This is a genomic window from Gimesia panareensis (assembly GCF_007748155.1).
Taxonomy (GTDB): Bacteria; Planctomycetota; Planctomycetia; order Planctomycetales; family Planctomycetaceae; genus Gimesia; species Gimesia panareensis.
In genome coordinates, this window is the sequence record NZ_CP037421.1 from 4,487,372 (window position 1) to 4,509,148 (window position 21,777).

The window sequence follows — 21,777 nt, forward strand, 5'->3', positions numbered from 1 at the left end:
CCCTTCTGCCAGTCTGGTTCTGATTTCGATCGAAACCGGCTGAGGAAGACAGCTCGTAAGTCATGGTCTATTTTTAAATTATGGTCTGCCCTCATTCTACGTATGTTATACTTCAAATATTTGACCGTCTGTTATTACAGAGGTGCGTTTATACGATTCCTTGCTGCTGAACCGGTTACTCAAGTCGTCCGTTTCTTTTTCGCAACATGGCAAAAAAAAGAGGCTTACAGCGAATTGTCTTTTTGCAATCACCTCTCCCTCTGAATAAAATCCGGGTATGTAAGATTGTCCACACGGTGAAAATCGCGTGTGGAAACGGCAAAAAACCATAGTTTATGTCAAACATACCGTATAATTTCTGGAAGAGTCTCATTTCAGAAATGGAAAACTGAAATCAATTGATCGATCAAACAGGTAAATTAACCTTATGACAAGCACTCAAACGCCCAGCCAGACCCGTGAACGCGTCATTCGAATTGCGCGGGAAATCGAAGAGTTTGCTCATTCCAACGTCGCCCCTGAGACATTCTTCCGTGAATTTCTCAGAAGAGTGGTCGCCGGTCTGGGAGCCACAGCAGGTGCAGCCTGGTTAATCGATGACAGCGGACGCCTGAGTATCAAAAGTGAAGTGAACCTGGCAGACACCGGCTTCTACGAAGAACCGGAAGCGATCCTGAAGAACCAGCGTCTGCTGTCTGATGTGGTATCGACGGCAGAAGCCCGGATTTTTACCGCTGAGGGTGAATCTGACATTCACCTCCCGACCGATAACCTGATTGTGGTCGCCGCGTTGACGATCCGTAAAAAACCTGTGGGCGTCATTGAAATTTTCCAGCGTTCGAATGCTCCCAAACAGGCACACTCGGGATATCTGCAGTTTGTCGAGCAGATGTCGGGATACGCCTCGCATTACCTGACCGAACGGGACAAAGCCAATCAGACTGATGCCTCACTGGAAGTCTGGGAAGAAGTCGATCAGTTCGTCCAGCAGTTGCACCGCAGCCTGGATCTCTCAGAAGTGGCAGCAACGGTCGTAAACGATGGCCGTCAAATTCTGAATGCCGACCGCGTCAGTCTGGCCATGCAGTATGGCAAGAAGACGGTGATCGAAGCGATCAACGGTCAGGACAAAGTCAACAAACGGGCCAATACCGTCAGACTGCTCTCTAAACTCTCCAATAAAGTACTCTCTATGCGGGAGAACTTTATTTACTCGGGATCCGTCGACTCGATTCCGCCACAAATTGAAGAGCCACTGGCCGATTACCTGCAGGAAAGTGGCACACGCATGATTATGATTGTGCCGCTGTTTGAGCCGGAAAAAATCGTCAAACACGATGACGAGGCACTGGGACGCACCAGTGATAAACCCCGCAAGCTGATCGGCGGGCTGATCATCGAACAGATTACCGACAGTCAGCCGCGTCCGCACCTGGAAAGCCGGGCCGAGCTGCTGGCGGGCCACATCGCCAGCGGAATTGCCAATTCACGCAATTATGAGAGCATCTTCCTGATGCCACTCTGGCGGTTTGTGGGACGTACGTTTGCCGCACTCCGTGGAAAAACCCTGGCCAAAACCCTGGTCGTCATTGCGTTGCTCGTGGCAGCAGGCGTAACCCTGGCAATGGTTCCCTATGATTACCGTGTGAACTGCGACGGACGGCTGATGCCGACCATCCAGCGGGAAGTCTTCACCAACTGGGAGGGCGAAGTGGTTGCCATTCACGTGGAGAGTGGTCAGCGAGTGAAAAAGGGCGATCTGCTGGTGGAAATCCGGAACGAAGATCTGAAAGCCCAGGCGGTAGACGCTGAAAACAGACTGAATGAGCTCCTCCTGTCGAAGCTGGCCATCAATGCCGATCTTCAATCAGATACCAGCAGCAAGCGACCGGTCGCAGACAACATCAATCTCCGCGGAAAACTGAATGAAACAATCACCCAGATCAAAGGTACCAAAAGACAGCTGCAGATTCTGAGAGAACGTCTTGACAAGCTGAACGTCAAAGCGCCCATTGATGGAGTAGTGACGACCTTCCAGGTTGAGCAGTTGCTGATTAACCGTCCGGTTCAACGGGGCGAATTGCTGATGGAGATCATGGATCCCAACGGTCCCTGGCAGCTGGAACTGGACGTGGAAGAAAAACGGATGGGACATATCCTCAGAGCCGCTGAGAAGAAGGGCGATATCGAGTTGCCCGTTGAATTCATTCTGGCCACATCCAATGAATTGACCTACGAAGGGGAAGTCACCGAAATTTCGACACGGGTCAACTCGGCTGAAGAGGTTGGACCGATCGTCGAAACTTATGCGACGTTTGATAAAGAAGAACTGCCGATGCTTAGAATTGGTGCAGAAGTGAGTGCCAAGATTGATTGTGGCGAGCGGAGCCTGTTCTATGTCCTGTTTGGTGATGTGGTGGAAACCGCCCGTCGCTACTTCTGGTTCTAACAGACGGCAAACAACACGGAAAACAAAAAACGCCCCTGGAATTTAATCCGGGGGCGTTTTTTATTTGCGAGCAGATGTGTCGACTATTCTTTATCAGCCGGCTTGTCTTCGGTCTTTTTCGGTTCTTCTTTTTTAGTTTCCTCTTTCTTAGGCTCCGTCTTTTCGTGATCATGATCGTGATCATCGTGGTCATGATCGTGACCTTCGTGATGCAGATCGACATGAAAATGATCTTCGCCGATATCCAGATGGAAATGACCATTCAGATCCGATTCCGCTTTGATCGACTCGGGAATCGCTTTGCCTTCAGCCACGAAGCGGGATGACTTGCCGTCCTTTTCCCCATCCAGCGGCTTGGCAGCCAGCGGGATTTCGTGTTCTTTGTCGCCAACTTCCAGGTCGAAGTCGATCGTTTCACCGGCAATCGGATGTGCCGATTTGGCGTCGGGTCCCAGGATGAAGGCGGTCAGAGTCCGCTTATCGTTATCGAAGACGACTTCCACGTGGTACTGTTCTTCGCCGACTTCCAGCAGATGCCCGCCGTTGGGACCATGGTCATGTTCGTGATCATGCTCGTGTGCGTGCTCCGCTTCGGCTGAAGCCTGTGAGTCTTTTTCGTCGAAGGTACGTGTATCATCCTGCGAAGTGCAGCCGGCAAACAAAGCCAGTGCGACACCGCAGCACATGACTTGAAACGAGTGTGAGAGACGCATTTCTGATTCCTTTCTCAGATAATTTGAAAGCTTTGAATATGTGATGTGCGAAAGCATTCGCCGTTATTCGGTTCCAACGCGAATCATAGCAGGATCGACGGTAAAGAAAAGGATCCTACTCGGGATTCGCCGCTAGATCACTGAATCCCTTCTTCTTCCGCACGGGCATCATCCGTTCCATCATCCTGGATATAAGTTTTCCCTTTATAAAACCGGGCCACAAAGACAAACAGGATTGCCGCCACCAGCATCAAGCCGGAAAAGAACCAGAAATAGTCAGCTCCTTGCAACCGCGAAGTCTTTTCATCAATCATGATAAATTCATTCACACCCGACGTGAGCAAATTCCCCACTGTGACTGAGAGCAGATAGAGAGACATGATAAACGACTTCATTGATGTGGGAGCCTGGGTATATGCAAATTCGAGACAAGTAATGGAAATCATGACTTCTCCCGCTGTGATCACCAGGTACGGAACAGCCTGCCAGAGCATATTGGGTGGATTGTCTGGAGAACGGTCAATGGCGATCTGAATCAATGCAACAATGGCAAAGGAAGCCGCCGTCAAAAAGAAACCGATCGAAATTTTCCTCAACGGAGTCAGAGGAAAGACTTTATCGATGAGTGGATAAACGACATAGTTAAATGTCGGCACCAGAACTAAAATGAAAAAAGGGTTGAATGCCTGAATCTGAGCTGCTTTTACTTCAAATTCTCCAATAGAAACGGTCTTCATCTGAGTCGCTTGAAGTACCCAGGTAGATCCCGTCTGGTCGAATAATGACCAGAAGATCGGCACAAAGACGTAAAACAGTACGGAAAGATTGAGAATGGCTTGTATCCCCTCTTTACCTAGCGTCTCTGTACGAAATTTTTTCCAGCCCGAGGGGGGAATATGTACGAACTGATTGCGTCCCAGCCAAAACAGAATTGTCGCGATTAACATCAATACCCCAGGCAAGCCAAATGCATAATGTGGTCCATATGCTTTCAGGATCTCGGGAATCAAGAGAGAGGAAACGAATGCGCCCAGATTAATCGCGATATAAAACCAGCCGAAGATTTTACTCAAAAGATGCTGGTTCTGTTTGCCAAATTGATCCCCCACGTGTGCGGAGACGCAGGGTTTAATGCCCCCAGATCCGATGGCGATCAGCGTCAAGCCAAGAAAGAGCCCCATCCGCGTCTCGTCAATGGCCAGTGCCAGATGCCCGAGACAATAGACGATGGAGAGCAGCATAATTGTTTTATATTTACCCCAGAAGACATCCGAAAGAATTGAGCCTAACAAGGGAAAAAAATAAGCCGAAGCGACGAAGTAATGAAACACGGCAGTCGCTTCAGGGCCCGGCATATGATCCATTTTACCGCTGGCAGTCAACATGTATTGCGTCATAAACACAACAAGAATGCCTCGCATCCCGTAAAAACTGAAACGTTCGGCGGCTTCGTTTCCGACAATATAGGGGATGCCGGTCGGCATTTTCTTCGAAGGGACGGGAGCGGTCTTGTAGGTTGGCGATGACATCAGTGGGTATGGTCCTTCAATGCGTTCTCGACTTCGGTTCAGGTTGATTCATTCTGCTGCCGATCCGTTTCGACCCGTTCCACCTGCACTCCTTCCGGAGAGGGTGTGAACTGGAAGATCGTATCGGCGTAACGTTCAAACATCACCGGATCGTGGTGACTGATCATGATAATCTGGAAGCCGAGTGCCTGCCCCGCCTCATGAATAATTTTAACTAACCGCGGTACCAGATCGGGCCGCAGCCAGCAATCCTGCTCGTCCAGCACCAGTACGCGGCGGTGTTCTTTTTCATCCAGCGTCATCAACGCAAACATCCGCAGGCCGACCGAGAGGATGTTGGCGACCGAGCCCCCCTGCCCCCGCATGATATCTTCCGTGTTGCCTTCGCGCTCGATCTGAAACTCGACGGTGGCTGCGTTGCGTTTCCATTCAGCGACCGCCTTGAGCTTGAGAGGCTGTTCCAGGACTTCCTGCAGCGCGATGGTCAGCTTCTCCTGGATCATCTGCAGTTCCTGTTCGAACAGCTGCCCGCTCAGCGTCTCCAGCGCTTCGGTAACCTGCTCTGAAATCGCCAGGTACTGTTCTGTTTCCTGCAGCTGCTGTTTGAGCTGGGCCTGATCTTTTTCTTTCTGTTTGCGCACCGCGGACAGCTCCCAGCAGCGACGCTGCAGACTCAGGGGAGGCCGCAGTTCCGCGGGGGTAACTGTCGCATCAGATTGTGCAGAGAACTCGTCGTTCATCCAGACCGGTCCTTCGGATTGACTCAAGAAGCATCTGAGGTGTTGTGAGCCGATTCAATTTTCGTCAGTTCGGCCTCGATCTTTGTCAAACTCGCATGATATTCCGCCCGCTTGCGTGCATTCTCGTCTTTGATCTGCTGGAGTTTCGCTTTCAGCTCCTCCAGTTGATCAGTGCCGTACTCTTCCTGCGCCTGCTGTTTGAGCTCGTTCAGATTCTTTTCGGCATTCACCAGATCGCGTTCGGATTCAATTTTGCGTTTATTCAGTTTCTGGAACTGTTCCGTCAGTGTTTCGATATCGGGAACCGCTCCCGGCTGGTCATTCGTCATGAGTGGACACCTCGTCTGCTAATTTCTGTATTTCGGTTGCCACAGATGTTTCAAACTGTGGTAGATTTTTTTCGAGGAACAGTTTGAGACCTGCGCCCGTGTCTGTTCGGCGAGACTGTAATTCGGCCAGCCCCGAAATGAAAGCGGAAGGGACTCCTTCCTCGGTTTCATCCTGCATTTCGGGATGAAAGATATCTTCAAATGCCGCATGCGGGATTTCCAGCCGCGATCGCTGCCAGCCCTCCGCGGTCACTTCCAGTTTAAGGACAGAGGGAACATGTGCCCGCGAGGCATCGCTGCGGGAGCGGCGGATAATGTTTCCCGGGGTGACCCAGGTGGTCTGTCCCTTTTGCACGTCTTCCAGTTGTCGGTGAATGTGGCCATTCACCACATATGCCACCCCTTCGATTTCGTAGGGTCGCAGGTGCCCCTGCTCTTCATAGCCGGGCACCAGGATATCATGGTGCGTGACCCAGACCACGAGTGGCGAATCGTCTTCGTTCTCAAATGCGTCTGCTTTAGGCAGTTTCTGTCCCCAGGAAGTGCCGCCCACAATAACGGAGCGCCCGGCCATGGTTCCCCGCCAGGGATTGTCTTCCGACAGCAGACGATAGCGGCCGGCCTGGATCAGGATACTCAGTGTGTCATGTTCATTCAGCTGGTTTTCCCGGCAGTCATGGTTTCCATAGATGCCATACACGGGCGTTTCGAAGAGCGTGAGCAGTTCACAGAGCAGCCAGTTCTGATTGTCTCGGGGGACATGAAACAGATCTCCCAGGATCACGGGGAGCAGCTTCTGTTCCTCGGCGGTCTGCAGGCACCACTTCAACTTCTCCAGCACGACGCGGGGATAGTCATCCTTGCGAAACCCGGGCACCCGCCCTTCGACGTGCGGGTCACCGATCAGCAGCACTCCCTGGTATTCCTCACGCGCCATGGGTGTGCCCCCTCAAGCCGGTCTCAGCGGATTGAATGAACTGATCCGGTTCCAGTTCCGCGCCACAGGTGGGACAGGTAGGATTTTCTTCCACCCAGTGCAACATCTCCAGACGCCCCTGTTCGTACTCTGCTTCCGCTTCCGCATGGATCTCTTTCAGTTCCAGAAAGTGCGTTTCCGCGGCGGTCCACTGCTGACAGAATTGAGCGAGACGCGCTCCATCGACCAGTTCAGGAGGGGGAACGCAGGCCGCAAGCAGTTCGGCTTCCTGCCGATCGAGTTGGACCCGCTCTGCTGCCGCGGAGAGTCGAGCGATCAGCTTTTCCAGGTTATCCGGATCGGTCAGCTGGGGAGGATCCTCTAGATCATCCAGGCAACTGTGTGTGGCAGCGGAATGCTGACAGATCCCGGTTTGCAGTTGTGTCTCTCTGATCAGCGTTGCCAGCGCTGACTCATCTTCAATGGTTGGCGGATCGCTCAGGGGCTGCAGAGCTGTGACGGCAACCTGGGAACACTGCTGTTCCTGTTCGATCCCCTGCCAGCGCTGGACGAGTGCTTCCAGTGGACGCTCATTTTCCTGCTGAAGCTCCGTTGGCAAGTCGCTCAAACAGGCAGCACGGCGGGCATCGAGTTCTACACGTTCGCTGGCCTGCACCAATCCCTGAATCAGTGTTTCCAGCTGCTGAATCTGCTGTGATTCGGCCTGGAGTGCCTGGAATGTCTGGTCGAGTGTCTCCAGTCGCGTTTCCAGATCGGGAACAGGGGCCAGCAGTTCCAGAGTCGCGGCGTTCTGTTTCTGTTCGGCCTGCAGTCGCTGAAATTCCTGCTGAGCCACTTTGACTTTACTACGGTGCAGCTTCTGCATTTCAATCAGGACCGATGCATCCGAAGAGGACGCAAAGAACCGCGCGGCCCGACTGCCCCGGTCGCCCAGCAGAAAGATGGGAGACTTCTGCTCGCCGAAATGGACGTCGAATTCATCGCTGTCCCCCGACTTGACCTTCGCCAATCGCAATACTTTGGCTAGAACATCGTCTCCAGGATTTCGTTTGTACTCACCATCAATTATGTAACCTGCCGTCTTCTTTTTGCGTTTCCATTCGATGGTGTGGCCGTCAAAGGTTTCCACGATCACACGGCACTCCTTGGCCCCATGTCGGATCATGAAACTTCCTCGTGTATTCTCCACAAGAGATTGTAGAGCCAATACGAAGGCCGACTTACCGCAGTTATTGGGACCTGTCAGCACGGTCAGTCCGGGCGACAGCTCAATCTCGGTATGCGCATGGCTCATAAAGTTATGTAGTGTAATCCGTTTCAACATGCTTCAAAGTATAATCGTTTCGAATCACGAATCACAGGATTCCTACCCCCGGTATTTCAGATCCCTGCCGAAACCGAGGCTTGCGTTCCCCACTGGATTAGAGTCAAATAAACTGATAGACGACCATCGGGCCTGATGCCCGTGCTCTGCCCCTGTTCGCCTGCATTCTCAGATAGGACCGTCCATGCTCTCGCCGACTCAATATTTCCTGTGCTTCGCCCTGTTGACAGGCGCCGTCTGCTCGACACTGTTCACGGAATCCGCCCGGGGTGCCGATCAATACCGGGTCTATGTCGGCACCTATACCCGTGGCAGTGACAGCAAAGGAATCTACCAGCTTCTGCTGGATGGCGAGACGGGCAAACTGACGCACGTGGATGTCACAGGAAATACAGTGAATCCGTCGTTCCTGGCGATTCATCCCAATCAGAAATATCTGTATGCGGTGAATGAAATTAATGATTTCCAAGGGAAACCAGCCGGTGCAGTGAGTGCCTTTGCGATCGACTCAGCCAGCGGCAAGCTGACGTTTCTCAATCAGCAGTCCTCTCTGGGCGGCTCCCCCTGCCATCTGGTGGTTGATGAGAAGGGCAAATATGTGCTTGTCGCCAACTATTCCGGCGGCAATATCTGCTCGCTGCCGATCGAGAAAAGTGGTTCTCTCGGCCTCAGTGCGGCGTTTGTGCAGCATACCGGATCGAGTGTGAACCCAGCGCGACAGAAAGCTCCGCACGCCCATTCGATCAATCTGGATCTGAAGAATCGGCATGCCGTCGTTGCTGATCTGGGCATTGATGAACTGCGTGTCTATGACTTTTCTGCTACAGACGGCAGCCTGAAGCCCAATGCGGTTCCCGGGATTAAAATGGCCCCCGGAGCCGGGCCGCGGCACTTCGCCTTCCATCCCAGCGGAAAATGGGGCTATGTGATCAACGAGTTGAACCTGACTGTGACTGCGATGGATTACAATCAGAAGAACGGCGTCTTTGAGATCATCCAGAATATTTCCACTGTTCCTGAGGGAACTGGACGAAAAGGAAATTCCACGGCCCAAGTTCTGGTACATCCTTCCGGAAAGTTTTTATACGGTTCCAACCGGGGGCCGAACACGATCGCCATGTACCGGATTGATCAGAAGACCGGCAAACTGACATCCCTGGGCTATCAGCCGACCGGCGGAGCGATTCCCCGGAATTTCAACATCGATCCCAGCGGCACATTTCTGCTGGCTGCCAATCAGGATTCGAACAATGTCGTCGTGTTCCGCATCGACCAGGAGACAGGTCTGCTCAAACCCACGGGCCACGAAATTGACGTTCCCAAACCGGTCTGTATCCAGTTCCTGCCGATCACCTCTACTCCCTGAGGCACCCGACGTCTATAATAAAAGTCCTTCCCGCGCAATGATATTGTTGCCGCGGTCGAACTGTTTCTTGATTTCCAGTCAAAATAAGACCGACAACACATGTGGATCAAAATATGTGGCATTCGCGATGCCGAAACCGCTCGAATGGTGGCTGACCAGGGTGCGTCCGCACTGGGATTGAATTTCTACGAGCCCTCACCGCGTTGTATTTCGGTCGAAACAGCACAGGAGATCCAGTATGCCGTCGCAGAGAGAGAAATCGCGCTCGTCGGTCTGTTTGTTAATCACAGCCTGGATACTATCGAGGCGATCTGCAGTGCGGTCGCGTTCGATCTACTCCAATTACATGGAGACGAGTCACCGGAATTTCTGGCCGAACTATCACGAAATCTGCCGTACCTGCCCCTGATTCGGGCGTTTCGTGTGCGGGAAACCGACCTCACATCTATTACCGCTTATCTGAGCGAATGCGATCGCTGTGGAAAGCGGCCGGATTACCTGTTGATTGACGCTTATTCACCAGAGGCTTTCGGAGGGACCGGAAAAGTGGCTCCCTGGGCCGTGATTCAGGAACACTATCAGTTTGACACCTGGCCTCCGCTGATTCTGGCCGGGGGGCTCACTGCAAAGAATGTCGCGGCAGCGATTCAGGCCGTTCATCCCTTCGGTGTCGATACGGCCAGTGGCGTGGAAACCGCTCCGGGAATCAAAAATGAGGAACTGGTGGCATCCTTTGTCAAACAGTCAGAAAAAGCGTGAAATTTAATCTCTCCCACTGGTATAATACGTCACAGCGCGTGAACGAAAGATGAAGAATCAGAACAGTTTTATACAACTGCCTTGAGAATCTGGAGTTCGAGCTCTACCATATATCCCAGACCGGAGTGTCTGAGGATGTGGCGCTGAGTCACTTTAAAAACAGGAGTTGCGGGAAACGCATCGTTTCTCCAGGGAATGAAAACGACCATGTCAACTGATTACAAAATCTTACTGATCGAAGATGACCGCGAAATTTCCAGCACCCTGAGTGGTGTGATCAAATCCGCGGGATATAACATCATCGTGGCCCCCAACGGCCTGGAAGGGCAGAAGCTCGCCCAGACCGAGAACCCCGATCTGGTCATCACCGATATGATGATGCCGAAAATGGGTGGCTTCCCCGTACTGGAAAGCCTGAAATCGCTGCCTTCTCCCCCCAAAGTGATCATGATCACCGCGAACGAAGGGGGCCGTCATAAAGCCTACGCCGAGATGCTGGGCGTCGATGACTACCTCCGCAAGCCGTTCGCGATGGACATATTCCTGGATGCCATCGCCCGTGTGCTGGCTAAAGGTTCCGACGACGAAGAAGAGAGCAAACCCGCCAAAGGTCCGCTGTCGCGCTCACGTAAAAAATCGTAAGCGTCCCACCTGCGATCACCCCCCGGCCACCAGTGCCACGTAGTACCAGTACAGCCCGGTCAGTGACGTCAACGTAATATCGACCGTTGAAATCCAGCCCAGTTTTTTGTGCAGGCTGCTGTGCGCGCAGGGTGCGGGTGGATTGGGAATCCGTTTCAGAGCCAGAAACAGAGTGGTCCCCCAGAACAGCGGTGTGCTGATGGCAAACAGCAGATGCACATACAGCACATTGCGGACATAGTCGAACTGCTCCGGAGTGAGGGGAACTTCCCGCTGCTTGACAATGTTCTGCCAGCCCCCGTGCATGATCTGCACATCCACTTCAAAGGCAGCCACGGCCACCAGCAGGACCGCGCCCAGCAGGATCTGCAGTTTCTTATGCAACGAGAAGTTGCGCCTGATTTTGACAGTGTAGAGGCTGAATAAGAGCAGTGGTACGATCAGAATCAGTGCCGTGACCACGAAATCCAACATGAATGTTGAGCGATAGCCTAAAAATCCATGCTCCATCTGAGTATCCTGTTTTGGCGTATGGGGAGGAACGAGATCTGTTCGCGAGGAACCATATCAGAACTTCTGATCTGATCCAAGACCAGCCTGAAATCGGGCCGATTCTCTCCTGTGTCAGATTCTGGGGAGAATACCTCGTTTTTCTCCAGCTCCCACTTGCAGCGTCAGACAGGCTTGATACATTGGTCGAATTAAGGATTTTTCCAGCCCAGCCGTTCCCAGAAACACAGGAGGTGTGCACGTGCCAGTGTGCGGCGTGATTCCCGCCAGACTTGAGTCATCCCGACTTCCCGGAAAACTGTTGTTAAGTGAAACCGGACAGACACTGATTCAGCATACCTGGGAGGCAGCTGCCCGTTCAGAACGACTGGATCGTCTGATCGTGGCCACCGACAGCCTGGAGATCCTGGAAGCCGTGCATGGATTTGGCGGCAAAGCCTGCCTGACAGGCGAGCATCCCAGTGGTACCGACCGGATCGCCGAAGTCGCGGAAAAAGAGCTCTTTGATGCCGATATCCTGGTGAATATTCAGGGAGACGAACCCGAAATCGCCCCCGAATTCATCGATCAGCTGATTGAGCTGCTGGAGTCTTCCCCCGAGGCAGACATGGCGACCCTGGCGACCCCGATTCGGAATCTCGAACAACTGCAGGATTCTTCCTGTACGAAGGTCGTCTGCCGGAGAGATGGCTCAGCGATGTACTTCAGTCGTCTGCCGATTCCGTTCACCCGTGATGTGGCTCCCGAAACATTGCTGCCGGAGGAAAGTCCCTGGTTGCTGCATCTGGGTCTGTATGCCTACCGTCGCCCGTTTTTACTGGAGCTCACCCAGATTCCTCCCACTCCCCTGGAGCAGCTGGAAAAACTGGAGCAGCTCCGGGCTCTGGAAACGGGTGCAAAGATTCAGGTCGGCACCGTCGCTCATCCCACAGTCGGCATCGATACGCCGGAAGACTACGCTCAGTTTGTCGCCCGGTATGAACAGGAAACGAGTTAGATTGCAGTAAGTCGATTACAGGTTAGCAGTTAACGATTGTATCCCGGACCAGGGTAAGGCATTTCCCTGCTTGTCTTACGTGGTAGAATATTCATGAGAGGCGACTGAGATCCGGCAGTCGCACTCGCTTTTCATCAGATTGAAGCGTGCAATTCCGCCACGCTTTACATATTATGCAGCAAAGAGAAATGACAGCTTCAACAACAGACAGCGAAATGACCAAACACACCACAAAACACATTTTTGTCACCGGCGGCGTCGTCAGTTCCTTAGGGAAAGGCCTGACCTCTGCCTCGATCGGCCTGCTGCTGGAACAGCGGGGACTGCGGGTTCGGATGCAGAAGCTCGACCCGTATATTAACATCGACCCCGGTACGATGAACCCTTACGAGCACGGCGAAGTCTATGTGCTCGACGACGGCTCAGAGACCGACCTTGACCTGGGGCATTATGAGCGGTTCACCAACAGTCCCCTCTCGCGGAAATCCAATTACACCACCGGCCAGATTTACCAGCGTGTGATCGAAAAGGAACGCCGGGGGGAATACCTGGGGGCAACGGTTCAGGTCATCCCGCATATCACTGATGAGATCAAAGAATCGGTTTACAACCTGGCCAGCTCCGACGTGGATGTGGTCATCACCGAACTGGGTGGAACCGTGGGTGACATCGAAGGCCTGCCGTTCCTGGAAGCCATTCGACAGATTCCCCTCGACATCGGCAAAGAAAACTGCCTGTTCATTCACCTGACGCTGCTGCCCTACATCAAGGCGGCCGGAGAAATGAAAACCAAGCCGACCCAGCACAGTGTGGGTCTGCTGCGGCAGATCGGGATTCAGCCCGATGTCCTGATTGTCCGCACCGAGCGTCCCATGGATAAAGATCACGCGGACAAGATCGCGCTGTTCTGTAACGTCGAAAAAGGGGCCGTCATTGAGGAAGTCGACACGGAATATTCGATCTATGAAGTTCCGCAGGGGCTGGCGGATGACGGACTGGACAAGCTCATCATCCGCAAACTGCAGATCGATGCCGAGCCGCTGGACTTAACCAACTGGCGTTCGCTCTTGAACCGGATCAAAAACCCGGAACATGAAGTGACCATTGCCGTGGTCGGGAAGTACATCGATCATAAAGACGCCTACAAGTCCATCTACGAATCGCTGTTCCATGCCGGCTTCCATCACAATACCCGGATCCTGCTGAAACGGATCGAAGCGGAAGAAGTCGAGCGCCAGGGCGCGGAGACACTGCTCTCTAACGTGGACGGCATTCTGGTTCCCGGAGGCTTCGGAAAACGCGGCATTGAAGGCAAAATTGCCAGCGTCAAATTTGCCCGCGAAAACAAGATTCCCTACTTCGGAATCTGCCTGGGAATGCAGTGTGCGGTCATCGAATTTGCCCGAAATGTACTGGGACTGCCCGATGCTCACAGTACGGAATTCAACAGCGAAACCAGTGCCCCGGTGATCTGTCTGCTCGAAGAACAGAAAGAGATCACCGAAAAAGGGGGCACGATGCGGCTGGGGGCCCAGGACTGCATCATCACCAAAGATTCCAAGGCTCATACCTGTTACGGAGCCGACTCCATCAGCGAGCGGCACCGGCACCGCTATGAATTCAACCCTGAGTATCGGACTCAGCTGATTGAAGCAGGTATGATTCCGACCGGCACCAGTCCGAACGGGAACCTGGTAGAAATCGTCGAAATCCCGGATCATCCCTGGTATATCGCGGTTCAGTTCCACCCGGAATTCAAATCGAAGCCTGTCAGCCCGCATCCGCTGTTCGCCGGATTTGTCGGTGCGGCTCTGAATTATCACCAGCAGAAAGTGCGTGTCTCTTCAGTTTCCTGACAGAGTCACGCATCCTATCCCGGAATGCACCAGAACAGGGACCCCTTCCCCGATGAGCGGTTCTTCTTCAAAAGCAGGCCTGCAACTCTCAGGCCTGTTGAGCGTGAATAAACCTCAGGACGTCACTTCCCGTCAGGTGGTGAACCAGTTTCAGAAACTGGTCCACCCTGCCAGAATCGGTCACGCGGGGACGCTGGATCCCCTGGCGACGGGAGTGCTGGTGCTCTGCATTGGTCAGGCGACCCGATTAATTCGCTTTGTGCAGGACCAGCCGAAGGAGTACATCGGCGAGTTCGTCCTGGGCAAACGCAGCGATACCGATGATATTACGGGCGAAGTGGTCGACACGCCGGACTGCCCCGTAATTGAACGGGAACAGCTGGAACACTATCTGTCGAACTATCGCGGTTCGATCGAACAGATTCCCCCGCAGTACTCAGCGGTTCACATTGATGGCAGGCGCGCGTACGATCTGGCGCGCCGGGGTGAGTCGTTTGAAATCGAACCCCGGACCGTCGATGTGTACGAACTGGAAGTCAGTGAGTTCGAGTTTCCCCGGTTTCAATTGCGAATTGTCTGTGGTTCGGGAACCTACATCCGTTCGATCGGTCGGGATCTGGGTGAAGACCTGGGTGTGGGTGCCACAATGACCTCACTGGTCCGCACCCGAATCGGTGAATTCAACCTGGATTCGTCGCTGTCTCTCGAAAAGCCGCCCACCCTGGAAACGATCACAGCACATCTGCAACCGCCGATCAGAGCCGTTCCCCACCTGCCACACTACCAGTGTGATGCGCGGGAACTGCGGGCTCTCCGCCTGGGACAGAAGCTGACCTGTGATCCGGCCCGACTGCCTGATGTCGACGAAATCATCGAAATCGCGGCAATCACCCCGGATGGCGACCTGGTGGCGATTGCGGAATGGGACCGGTCTCACCAGCGACTCTCTCCCCGGCAGGTTTATGCGGAGCGTTCCCAGTAGATTTTTCTCGTCTCATCCCCCTGTTCTGTTTTGAAAACTCATCGCAATGAAACTCATCCTGGCCAGCACATCACCTTATCGAGCTTCACAGTTAGAGCGTCTGGGACTTGCGTTTGAGCAACAGGATCCGCAGGTCGATGAAGAGATTCTGAAGCAGGCGGGACTGGCTCCCGCTGATCTGGCCGAACAACTGGCGCTGGAGAAGGCACGAGCAATTCACAAACGTTTTCCCGAGGCCCTGGTGATTGGCGGCGATCAGCTGGTTTCGTTTGAAGGTGCGATTCTGGGCAAACCGGGTTCGAATGCACGAGCCGTCCAGCAACTGCTGCAACTGCAGGGAAAAACGCATGAGTTGATCACCGCGATCGTGGTCCTGGGGCCTGCTTTTGAGGAAACTCACATCAACCACACGCAGCTGACAATGCGACCGCTGGACGAAGCAGCACTGCAGCGATATGTCGAATTTGATGAGCCCTGGAACTGTGCGGGGGCCTATAAACTTGAGAGTCGGGGGATCACCCTGTTTGAGTCAATTCGATCCAGCGATCACTCGGCGATTACCGGGATTCCGTTAATGGAGTTGACATCCCTGTTGAGGCGGGCGGGTCTGGAACTTCCCTGAAGGCGAGTCACGAAATAAAAAAACGCCTGCAGAGGTTTCCCCCTGCAGGCGCGGTTCGACATTATTCTACTGCGTCACTCAGACGGACTGAACGTCCAGGAGTGCTTCCCGCAGACGGTTTCGTGCGGTGTGCAGTCGACGCTTGATCGTACCGATAGGCCGATCGAATTCGTCACTCATTTCCTTCAGGGACTGGCCCTTGAAGTAGAATGAGATCAGAGTTTCACGGTCGACTTCACCCAGCTGCGCCAGTCCGCCACGCAGTTCAGTAGCCCGCTCGCTTTCCAGCAGTTTGTCCAGCGGGTTTTCCGGTTCATCGTCCAGGACGATGAAGGTATCCGGGCTCTGAATGCATTCGTTCGGCCGACGGACAGCTCGATTGATCGACATCCGGACGGCAATCTGACGCAGCCAGCCACCGAATCGCTCCGGTGCATTCAGCTGTGACAGTTTCCGCATGGCCTGGATGAAGACATCCTGAGTGACTTCACTGGCTTCAGCGTGGTTACGCAGACGCTTCATGACGATCGCGAAGACCGTCGATTCAAATTGAACAACAAGTGAACCGAAGGCGTCCCGATCTCCATTCTGAGCAGCCGTAACTAATTCGATTAAGTTCTGATCTTCCATTGTACTATCTCTTCTCTGTCCCTGAATCAGGACTCTGGATTCATTGAAGTTCAAAGTGGCTCGTTAAGCACATTCAAACCGGAAACGGAACAGCATTTGAGTCAGCCGCAGAACCAGAGAAAAAGCGTGTGCGTTTTCACAGGTCACCAGAGGGCCCAACGTGCTACGTTTGCCAGTCAAATGGCAGGGTCAGCTAAAAGGCTGTCGCGTTTTAACCAACCACTTTGAGGAAACGATTTTCTGCTAAAAAGCAGGGAAATTCGGACTGCTTATGAAGCAGTTCCGGTCACGGTGGTCAGGGGGGTTCCCGTTATCAGCTGATATCTTTGATACAGCTGATGCATTGTGGGTTGATGTTGACAACAACAATGCCAACCCATCGGGGAGGACCCCGGCATACCACCGGATTCCGACAATCGTTCTCCACTTAGAGGGCTTAACGTATCGAGACGGAGGGCGGCACGGACGACATCAATCGCTTTCACGACAGCTGCTGTTTTGACAAACGCGCTGTTGTTAATTGCTTTGACGACGAAACGACGATTCTGTTTAGAAAAAATCATCAGTGCACCTCCTGCGTTAAACCGCAGAGAAAGAGACTAAAAAGAGAGGCTCGTGCCTCATAAGAAAAAAACGGACACAAGCCGTTCACAAATCATTCAGTGGATAAACCTGTTATGATGAGTAACAGGAGTATCCCTCTGCCAGTAAGACATGATTGCCCTGACAAAGGTTCGCTCATTTTTGACAGTTTTCGGAAAAATGACGATTCTTTCAAGAGAAGTTTTCCGGATTCCACGGTGAAACGGAACATTCCGGAACGTCCCACCCTGAAAGGAACATCCGTAATCCATTACCTAATAAACACTTACAAACACTTCACCAGCCAAAAATGACGGGCAACATTTTTTCAGTATTTTTAAACGGAACTGCTGCGAAAACTTATTTCTGGCGGGAAATCAGCGAATAGACTTTGAACCCGTTCTGCAGATTCTCGACGGGAATGTAGGTTTTCGTACTGAGTGACTGCTTCCCCGTTGTCAGGCTGAAGGTGAGATAGGAGTCCTGAATCCCCAGTTCGCGGATCTGTTTCTCGGCAAACGGTCCTGTCTGCTGACGGCTTTCGGCAAAGATATTCAGGATTCGCATTACCGTCCCGGAGACATCAATCAGGGCCAGAATATTGGCTTTGTCTGCTCCCCGGGCGCGTGCCTGGCGGAAGGCACTCTGATTCTGAGCAATCAGGGACGATTTGTCTGGCGCATTGAGCGCATCCATAAATTTCTGCATCGAAGCAGTCCCGCCCATCACCTGCAGAACTTTCCCTGCAGGGTAAGCCATCCGATTCGTGATTCCGGAGGGGCCATACAGAATCTCCAGCATCCGTTTCTGGATCTGTAGTGGATCGGAAGCCGGATCGATCTCCTGTTTTATGACGGTCAGGTCCACCGGCAGACCGCCTGCCTGCTCCGCATCGGGCGTAAAGGTGATTTCCTGTTTGATGCCTGGCAGCGAAATGTTTTTCATGATAGGCATCATCTGGTGAGTGAGGGTGCGCATCTTGTCGGAGGGCGTCACTTCAGAAATGGTATAGGCATGCATGACGCCATCAGCCAGCTTGCCCAGTTCGAATGAAAAATAATAACTGCCGAACTTGAGGCTCCGGATCTGTTTGACAATCTCTGTAAACTTCTCTCTGGCTTCCGCGTTCTGACTCGTTTCATCGAACATCTGGGCTGTCATGTTCATACCCCAGGTGATCAGGGCATCGGTATTTCCTGCCCCTGCGATATAGGCCAGCTGATGCGCGGGAAAATGTCCCAGTTGATTAAATTGCCGGGGCGGGTTGGTCTGAAACAGGCGATCGGTTTTAGAATCCGCTTCGACTTCGAACAGACTCTCCAGCCCGATTCCTTTCTCAGAAAACTGGAAGGCCGTGGTGTAAGCATGCGAGTCTTTCACCGCCTGCAGCGATCCCTTTGCCAGCGTTGAGTAGAGTCCGAGAATGGGTTTGGCATTCATGCCGGGCGCGGTATTGATTTTTTTGGAAAGATCCGTCAATGCGCGATCAACCTGCCCCTCTGCCCGTTCCAGTTGTGCATGATAGATTTTGACGATCTGCTGCAGATTGAGATACAGAGCCAGATCGCCAGAGGCAAACATTGTTTTGGCCTCCGGGCTCAATTGCGATTCGTAAGACTGTTCGGGCTGTTTGAGGCTCGCCTGGGCCTGCTCGACCAGCTTCTGATCCTCGCTGTAAATCAGCCATTGATCCTGAACCGCTGAGTGATACTTCTCACCGAGTGCTTCTTTCAGTTTTGCCGCATCCTTGATCGGCACGATGAACAACAGCCTCGGGTCCTGCTCTGCGTCGAGGAAGACCCCCACACTGATATCGCGAGTGGGATCCACTCCCGCCCAGGTCGGGTTTGAGAGGGAACGCCCTACGATGGTCCGTACGTTGGCAGCCAGCAGGCCACTGATATTCTCGTCGACCTGACTGGTCAGCTTTGTGATCCGCTGCATCGTTTCCTGAGGCTGCTTCAAACGAATGACGATTCCCGCCTCGGAAGAAATCGCTGCCACAGGGACATCCGCGGCGGAAACGACTGACAGAGAGAAAAATAACAGGCAGAAGACCAGGCCTGATTTCCAGTTGAACAACATCTGACTTCACTCCATTTATTAAAATTTGTCGTGGTTGTAAGTGGGATGCCTCATTATATACCGTGGTGAAAGCGCTGAGGACCAAACAGCACAGAGAAACTGAGACAAATATTAAACCATTTCTATATCAGTATTTACCCTGATTCAGTCCCTCTCCCACAAGAGTGCATTGATTCTGAATCCCCCACACTGCGCAGCATTGGATATTTGGGTTATTTTGGTAACTGGTGCCTGTCAGTAAATGACTGGCGATAAAAGTGAACAGACGGCATCTAAGTCAGGTATCACTTCTAACGAGTTGGGATTTGACCATCAGGGCTCGTGTCAGAAATTGCTGGTGACCGATGAAAAATGAGTAAACATCGATCCGGTCATGAAACCGGGGATCAGACAATCAATGGACTGATTGTCCCTCACTGATCGTGATCTCGCTGAATCACATACTGTTTTCAAAGACGACAAAGATCTCGTTGAAGGATCACCAAGAGCATCAATGTCTACTGGATTTGCTGGCTCTCGTTCCAAGGATGAACGCCGTCGCCGCAGACTGGCGTCGGAATGTTCTGAATCGCTCGACAACGCGAATGACGATTCAGACTCCCCCCGTCTTGCGCGCACACATCGTTTCGCAGCAGGCCAGTTCCCGTTGCGCACAATGATCTTTCCCCGTCGCTGGAAATTAGCCTTATATTATCTGCCGGTGCTGCTCTGTTTTTCCGGCCTGATTGCAGCCGACTATTATCGCGCAGAGTTGCCTGCAGAGGGAGCGACCCTCTCCCGCTTTCTGTCACTGAAGCAAAGCCCCCTGCTCCCGCTGCTGGGAGGAGCGCTGCTGTTTGTCACGGGCCAGACCGCCTTACTGATCGCGTCGTTACGAACACAGAGCCTGCATGATTTTTCCGGAAGATACCGTCTCTGGAAATGGATTGCCAGCGGGCTGTTCCTGTTTGCGCTCTGCCAGACCACCCGGTTGCATACGATCTGGGCGCAAACGGTGATTGATCTGCGTCTGTTTGACTGGGGCACACACACGCAATTACTGGCCTGGCTGGTACCAACCCTGGCGTTCGGCTGTACGGTCGCGTTGATGGCTTACCTGGAAATGCGCGGGGACCGTGCGGGCCTGAATATGCTGATTCTGGCCGGGTCGGCGTATGTGTTGAGCCTGACGTTTCAGTTCACTGAAAACCTGATTCCCGGCGAGGCCTGGCATCATCTGATCGATGCCGGTCTGCTGTATTTCGCCCACTGGTGTCTGTTCACAAGCCTGTTGCTGCATACACATCACCTGCTGTATCGTTCGGTGGATCTTCCTGAAAAGGAACCTTCCCGGCTGAAGGATGCGACATCCGGTTATCTCTACCGGCGTCGTATCAAACGAAAAGCAAGACGGGTGGCCAAAGCGCTGCAGCGCAAACAACGACTGCTGGAGAAAGAGCAGGCGCAGCAAGAACGGGAGGCACAGAAACAGGCCGAACAGGAACGACGGGAACTGGAACGGGCGGAACAGGAAAAAGTGAAGCAGCAGCAGGCAGCTGAAGCGGCTGAGAAGAAAAAAGCAAAGGAAGAGGCAGCTGCCCAGGCGAAAGCAGCTAAGCAGGAGAAGGAGCTGTTTGAAACTCCCCCGCTGCCTGTCGAAGAGCCGGAGCCAGCTGCTGAAAAAACCTCGCCGGAACCCCAGTCAGAGCAACCGGCGTCCTCGCAACCCGGTTCGCGCAAGGGGACGAAGACGGTCAAAAAGAAAACCCGCGTCGATCTGAACCACGATCCGGAGCTTCTGAAAGGGTTAAGCAAGCGCGAACGCCGCAAATTACAGAAACAGTGGCGGGAAGAAGAACGTCGTCTGGCAGCGCAAGAGGCGGAAGACTGGGAATAATTCTCCCAATTTTTCTGATCCTGATTTGAATTGCGCTCGTTTCCCCGATCGATTCGTTATAGACTGGCGCTGGTCCGGCTCAATCCCCTGGTTCCCCAATCACTTGAGCCGACTGATCCGCCAACTTCGATTTTGATCCGCAATCCGGAAAAGGTAACCGACGATGTCCGACGACAACTTTTATGCTGACGATGATCAGTTTAAACCGGAAGAATTTTCCGCCCCTCCTAAAAAAGGGATGAGTGGCGGCGTCAAAGTGATCATCGCGATCCTGGTGCTGGGTGGAGTCGGCCTGTTGCTCTGCTGCGGCGGAGTTTTCTATGCCTTCCGAAACGTCAAAGCCAAAGTCACCGAGAACAAAAAAGAAATCATCGAAATCCAGAATGAGATGACCACGATCACCATTCCTGATTCGTTCGTGCCGCAGTTTGGCATGTCAGTGAATGTGATTGGCAAGCACATCCTGATGGCAGCATACGAGGAAAAAGAAAAACAGGGTGCCCTGGTGCTGATGAGTTTTGGGATTCCTAACGACGGCATGGTCGATATGAATAAGGAATTCCGCAATAATCTGAAACAGCAGAATCAGAATCAGCGGGAACTGGAGATCACCAAACAGGAGCAAAAGGAATTCACCATCAACGGCGAAAAGGTGGAATTCACGTTTGCCGAAGGCAAAGATAAGAGCGGCAAGGAATTCCACCAGATCATGGGCGTTTTCCCGGGTAAAACGGGAGCCACCTTCCTGTTTATCCAGATCGCTTCCGACAAATATAACGAGGAAGAGATCGTGGAAATGATCAAGTCGATCAAGTAAACCCGCTCCAGCTTCAGTCGAAGTCCACGGGC

At 52.9% G+C, this 21,777-nt stretch carries 20 protein-coding genes; 10 read left to right on the forward strand and 10 right to left on the reverse strand.

Translation table 11 applies throughout. From position 1 onward, the window contains the following. The first annotated feature begins 427 nt into the window (after nt 1–427). Nucleotides 428–2,449 carry an HlyD family efflux transporter periplasmic adaptor subunit gene (locus Enr10x_RS16545; RefSeq protein ID WP_145110082.1) on the forward strand — a complete coding sequence of 674 codons (2,022 nt, stop codon included), beginning with the start codon at nt 428–430 and terminating at the stop codon, nt 2,447–2,449. Between the two features lie 83 nt (nt 2,450–2,532). On the opposite strand, the gene Enr10x_RS16550 is transcribed toward Enr10x_RS16545, so the two are convergent. The 6 genes from Enr10x_RS16550 to Enr10x_RS16575 form a co-directional block, all read right to left on the reverse strand. Further along, nucleotides 2,533–3,162, reverse strand: coding sequence for a hypothetical protein (locus tag Enr10x_RS16550; RefSeq protein ID WP_145110085.1), 630 nt, complete (start codon nt 3,160–3,162; stop codon nt 2,533–2,535). 137 nt (nt 3,163–3,299) lie between these two features. Continuing rightward, entirely contained in the window at nt 3,300–4,646 is a 1,347-nt protein-coding gene (locus tag Enr10x_RS16555) for a POT family MFS transporter (protein ID WP_232093031.1), read from the reverse strand. Between the two features lie 83 nt (nt 4,647–4,729). Continuing rightward, nucleotides 4,730–5,431, reverse strand: coding sequence for a P-loop NTPase family protein (locus tag Enr10x_RS16560; RefSeq protein ID WP_145110090.1), 702 nt, complete (start codon nt 5,429–5,431; stop codon nt 4,730–4,732). Between the two features lie 23 nt (nt 5,432–5,454). Further along, nucleotides 5,455–5,760, reverse strand: coding sequence for a hypothetical protein (locus tag Enr10x_RS16565; protein ID WP_145110093.1), 306 nt, complete (start codon nt 5,758–5,760; stop codon nt 5,455–5,457). Beyond that, on the reverse strand, nt 5,750–6,697 hold the full coding sequence (locus tag Enr10x_RS16570; protein WP_145450737.1) for a metallophosphoesterase: 948 nt from the start codon (nt 6,695–6,697) through the stop codon (nt 5,750–5,752). The genes Enr10x_RS16565 and Enr10x_RS16570 overlap by 11 nt, the downstream gene beginning before the upstream one ends. After that, nucleotides 6,687–8,021, reverse strand: coding sequence for an AAA family ATPase (locus Enr10x_RS16575; protein ID WP_145110099.1), 1,335 nt, complete (start codon nt 8,019–8,021; stop codon nt 6,687–6,689). The genes Enr10x_RS16570 and Enr10x_RS16575 overlap by 11 nt, the downstream gene beginning before the upstream one ends. Before the next feature lie 184 nt (nt 8,022–8,205). Here Enr10x_RS16575 and Enr10x_RS16580 point away from each other — a divergent pair, with 184 nt between their 5' ends. From Enr10x_RS16580 to Enr10x_RS16590, 3 genes are all read left to right on the forward strand, one after another. Then, nucleotides 8,206–9,387: a lactonase family protein gene (locus tag Enr10x_RS16580; RefSeq protein WP_145110102.1), complete on the forward strand. Its 1,182-nt coding sequence runs from the start codon at nt 8,206–8,208 to the stop codon at nt 9,385–9,387. Nucleotides 9,388–9,486: 99 nt separating this feature from the next. Continuing rightward, on the forward strand, nt 9,487–10,146 hold the full coding sequence (locus Enr10x_RS16585; protein WP_145110105.1) for a phosphoribosylanthranilate isomerase: 660 nt from the start codon (nt 9,487–9,489) through the stop codon (nt 10,144–10,146). A 207-nt stretch (nt 10,147–10,353) separates the two neighbouring features. After that, complete coding sequence (locus Enr10x_RS16590; protein WP_145110108.1) at nt 10,354–10,788, forward strand: response regulator transcription factor; 435 nt, start codon at nt 10,354–10,356, stop codon at nt 10,786–10,788. A 15-nt stretch (nt 10,789–10,803) separates the two neighbouring features. On the opposite strand, the gene Enr10x_RS16595 is transcribed toward Enr10x_RS16590, so the two are convergent. Continuing rightward, the gene (locus Enr10x_RS16595) at nt 10,804–11,298 is read right to left on the reverse strand and encodes a DUF420 domain-containing protein (protein WP_145110113.1); all 495 of its coding nucleotides are present in this window, start codon (nt 11,296–11,298) and stop codon (nt 10,804–10,806) included. 241 nt (nt 11,299–11,539) lie between these two features. Here Enr10x_RS16595 and kdsB point away from each other — a divergent pair, with 241 nt between their 5' ends. The 4 genes from kdsB (at nt 11,540) to Enr10x_RS16615 (ending at nt 15,755) form a co-directional block, all read left to right on the forward strand. Continuing rightward, nucleotides 11,540–12,295, forward strand: a complete 756-nt coding sequence (gene kdsB / locus Enr10x_RS16600; protein WP_145110116.1) for a 3-deoxy-manno-octulosonate cytidylyltransferase — start codon at nt 11,540–11,542, stop codon at nt 12,293–12,295. Between the two features lie 188 nt (nt 12,296–12,483). After that, a complete protein-coding gene (locus Enr10x_RS16605) occupies nt 12,484–14,151 on the forward strand; it encodes a CTP synthase (protein WP_315851803.1) in 1,668 nt (555 codons plus the stop codon). Between the two features lie 52 nt (nt 14,152–14,203). Then, nucleotides 14,204–15,133 carry a tRNA pseudouridine(55) synthase TruB gene (truB, locus tag Enr10x_RS16610; RefSeq protein WP_145110119.1) on the forward strand — a complete coding sequence of 310 codons (930 nt, stop codon included), beginning with the start codon at nt 14,204–14,206 and terminating at the stop codon, nt 15,131–15,133. Between the two features lie 46 nt (nt 15,134–15,179). Beyond that, nucleotides 15,180–15,755, forward strand: coding sequence for a Maf family protein (locus Enr10x_RS16615; RefSeq protein WP_197996062.1), 576 nt, complete (start codon nt 15,180–15,182; stop codon nt 15,753–15,755). 78 nt (nt 15,756–15,833) lie between these two features. Here Enr10x_RS16615 and Enr10x_RS16620 read toward each other — a convergent pair whose 3' ends face one another. From Enr10x_RS16620 to Enr10x_RS16630, 3 genes are all read right to left on the reverse strand, one after another. After that, complete coding sequence (locus Enr10x_RS16620) at nt 15,834–16,385, reverse strand: RNA polymerase sigma factor (protein WP_145110125.1); 552 nt, start codon at nt 16,383–16,385, stop codon at nt 15,834–15,836. Nucleotides 16,386–16,654: 269 nt separating this feature from the next. Beyond that, nucleotides 16,655–16,948, reverse strand: coding sequence for a hypothetical protein (locus Enr10x_RS16625; protein WP_145110128.1), 294 nt, complete (start codon nt 16,946–16,948; stop codon nt 16,655–16,657). A 379-nt stretch (nt 16,949–17,327) separates the two neighbouring features. After that, nucleotides 17,328–19,052 carry a hypothetical protein gene (locus tag Enr10x_RS16630; RefSeq protein WP_145450738.1) on the reverse strand — a complete coding sequence of 575 codons (1,725 nt, stop codon included), beginning with the start codon at nt 19,050–19,052 and terminating at the stop codon, nt 17,328–17,330. Nucleotides 19,053–19,545: 493 nt separating this feature from the next. Here Enr10x_RS16630 and Enr10x_RS16635 point away from each other — a divergent pair, with 493 nt between their 5' ends. Beyond that, nucleotides 19,546–20,928, forward strand: coding sequence for a hypothetical protein (locus Enr10x_RS16635; RefSeq protein ID WP_145110134.1), 1,383 nt, complete (start codon nt 19,546–19,548; stop codon nt 20,926–20,928). A 163-nt stretch (nt 20,929–21,091) separates the two neighbouring features. After that, nucleotides 21,092–21,745: a hypothetical protein gene (locus Enr10x_RS16640; RefSeq protein ID WP_145110137.1), complete on the forward strand. Its 654-nt coding sequence runs from the start codon at nt 21,092–21,094 to the stop codon at nt 21,743–21,745. Nucleotides 21,746–21,777 lie beyond the last annotated feature (32 nt).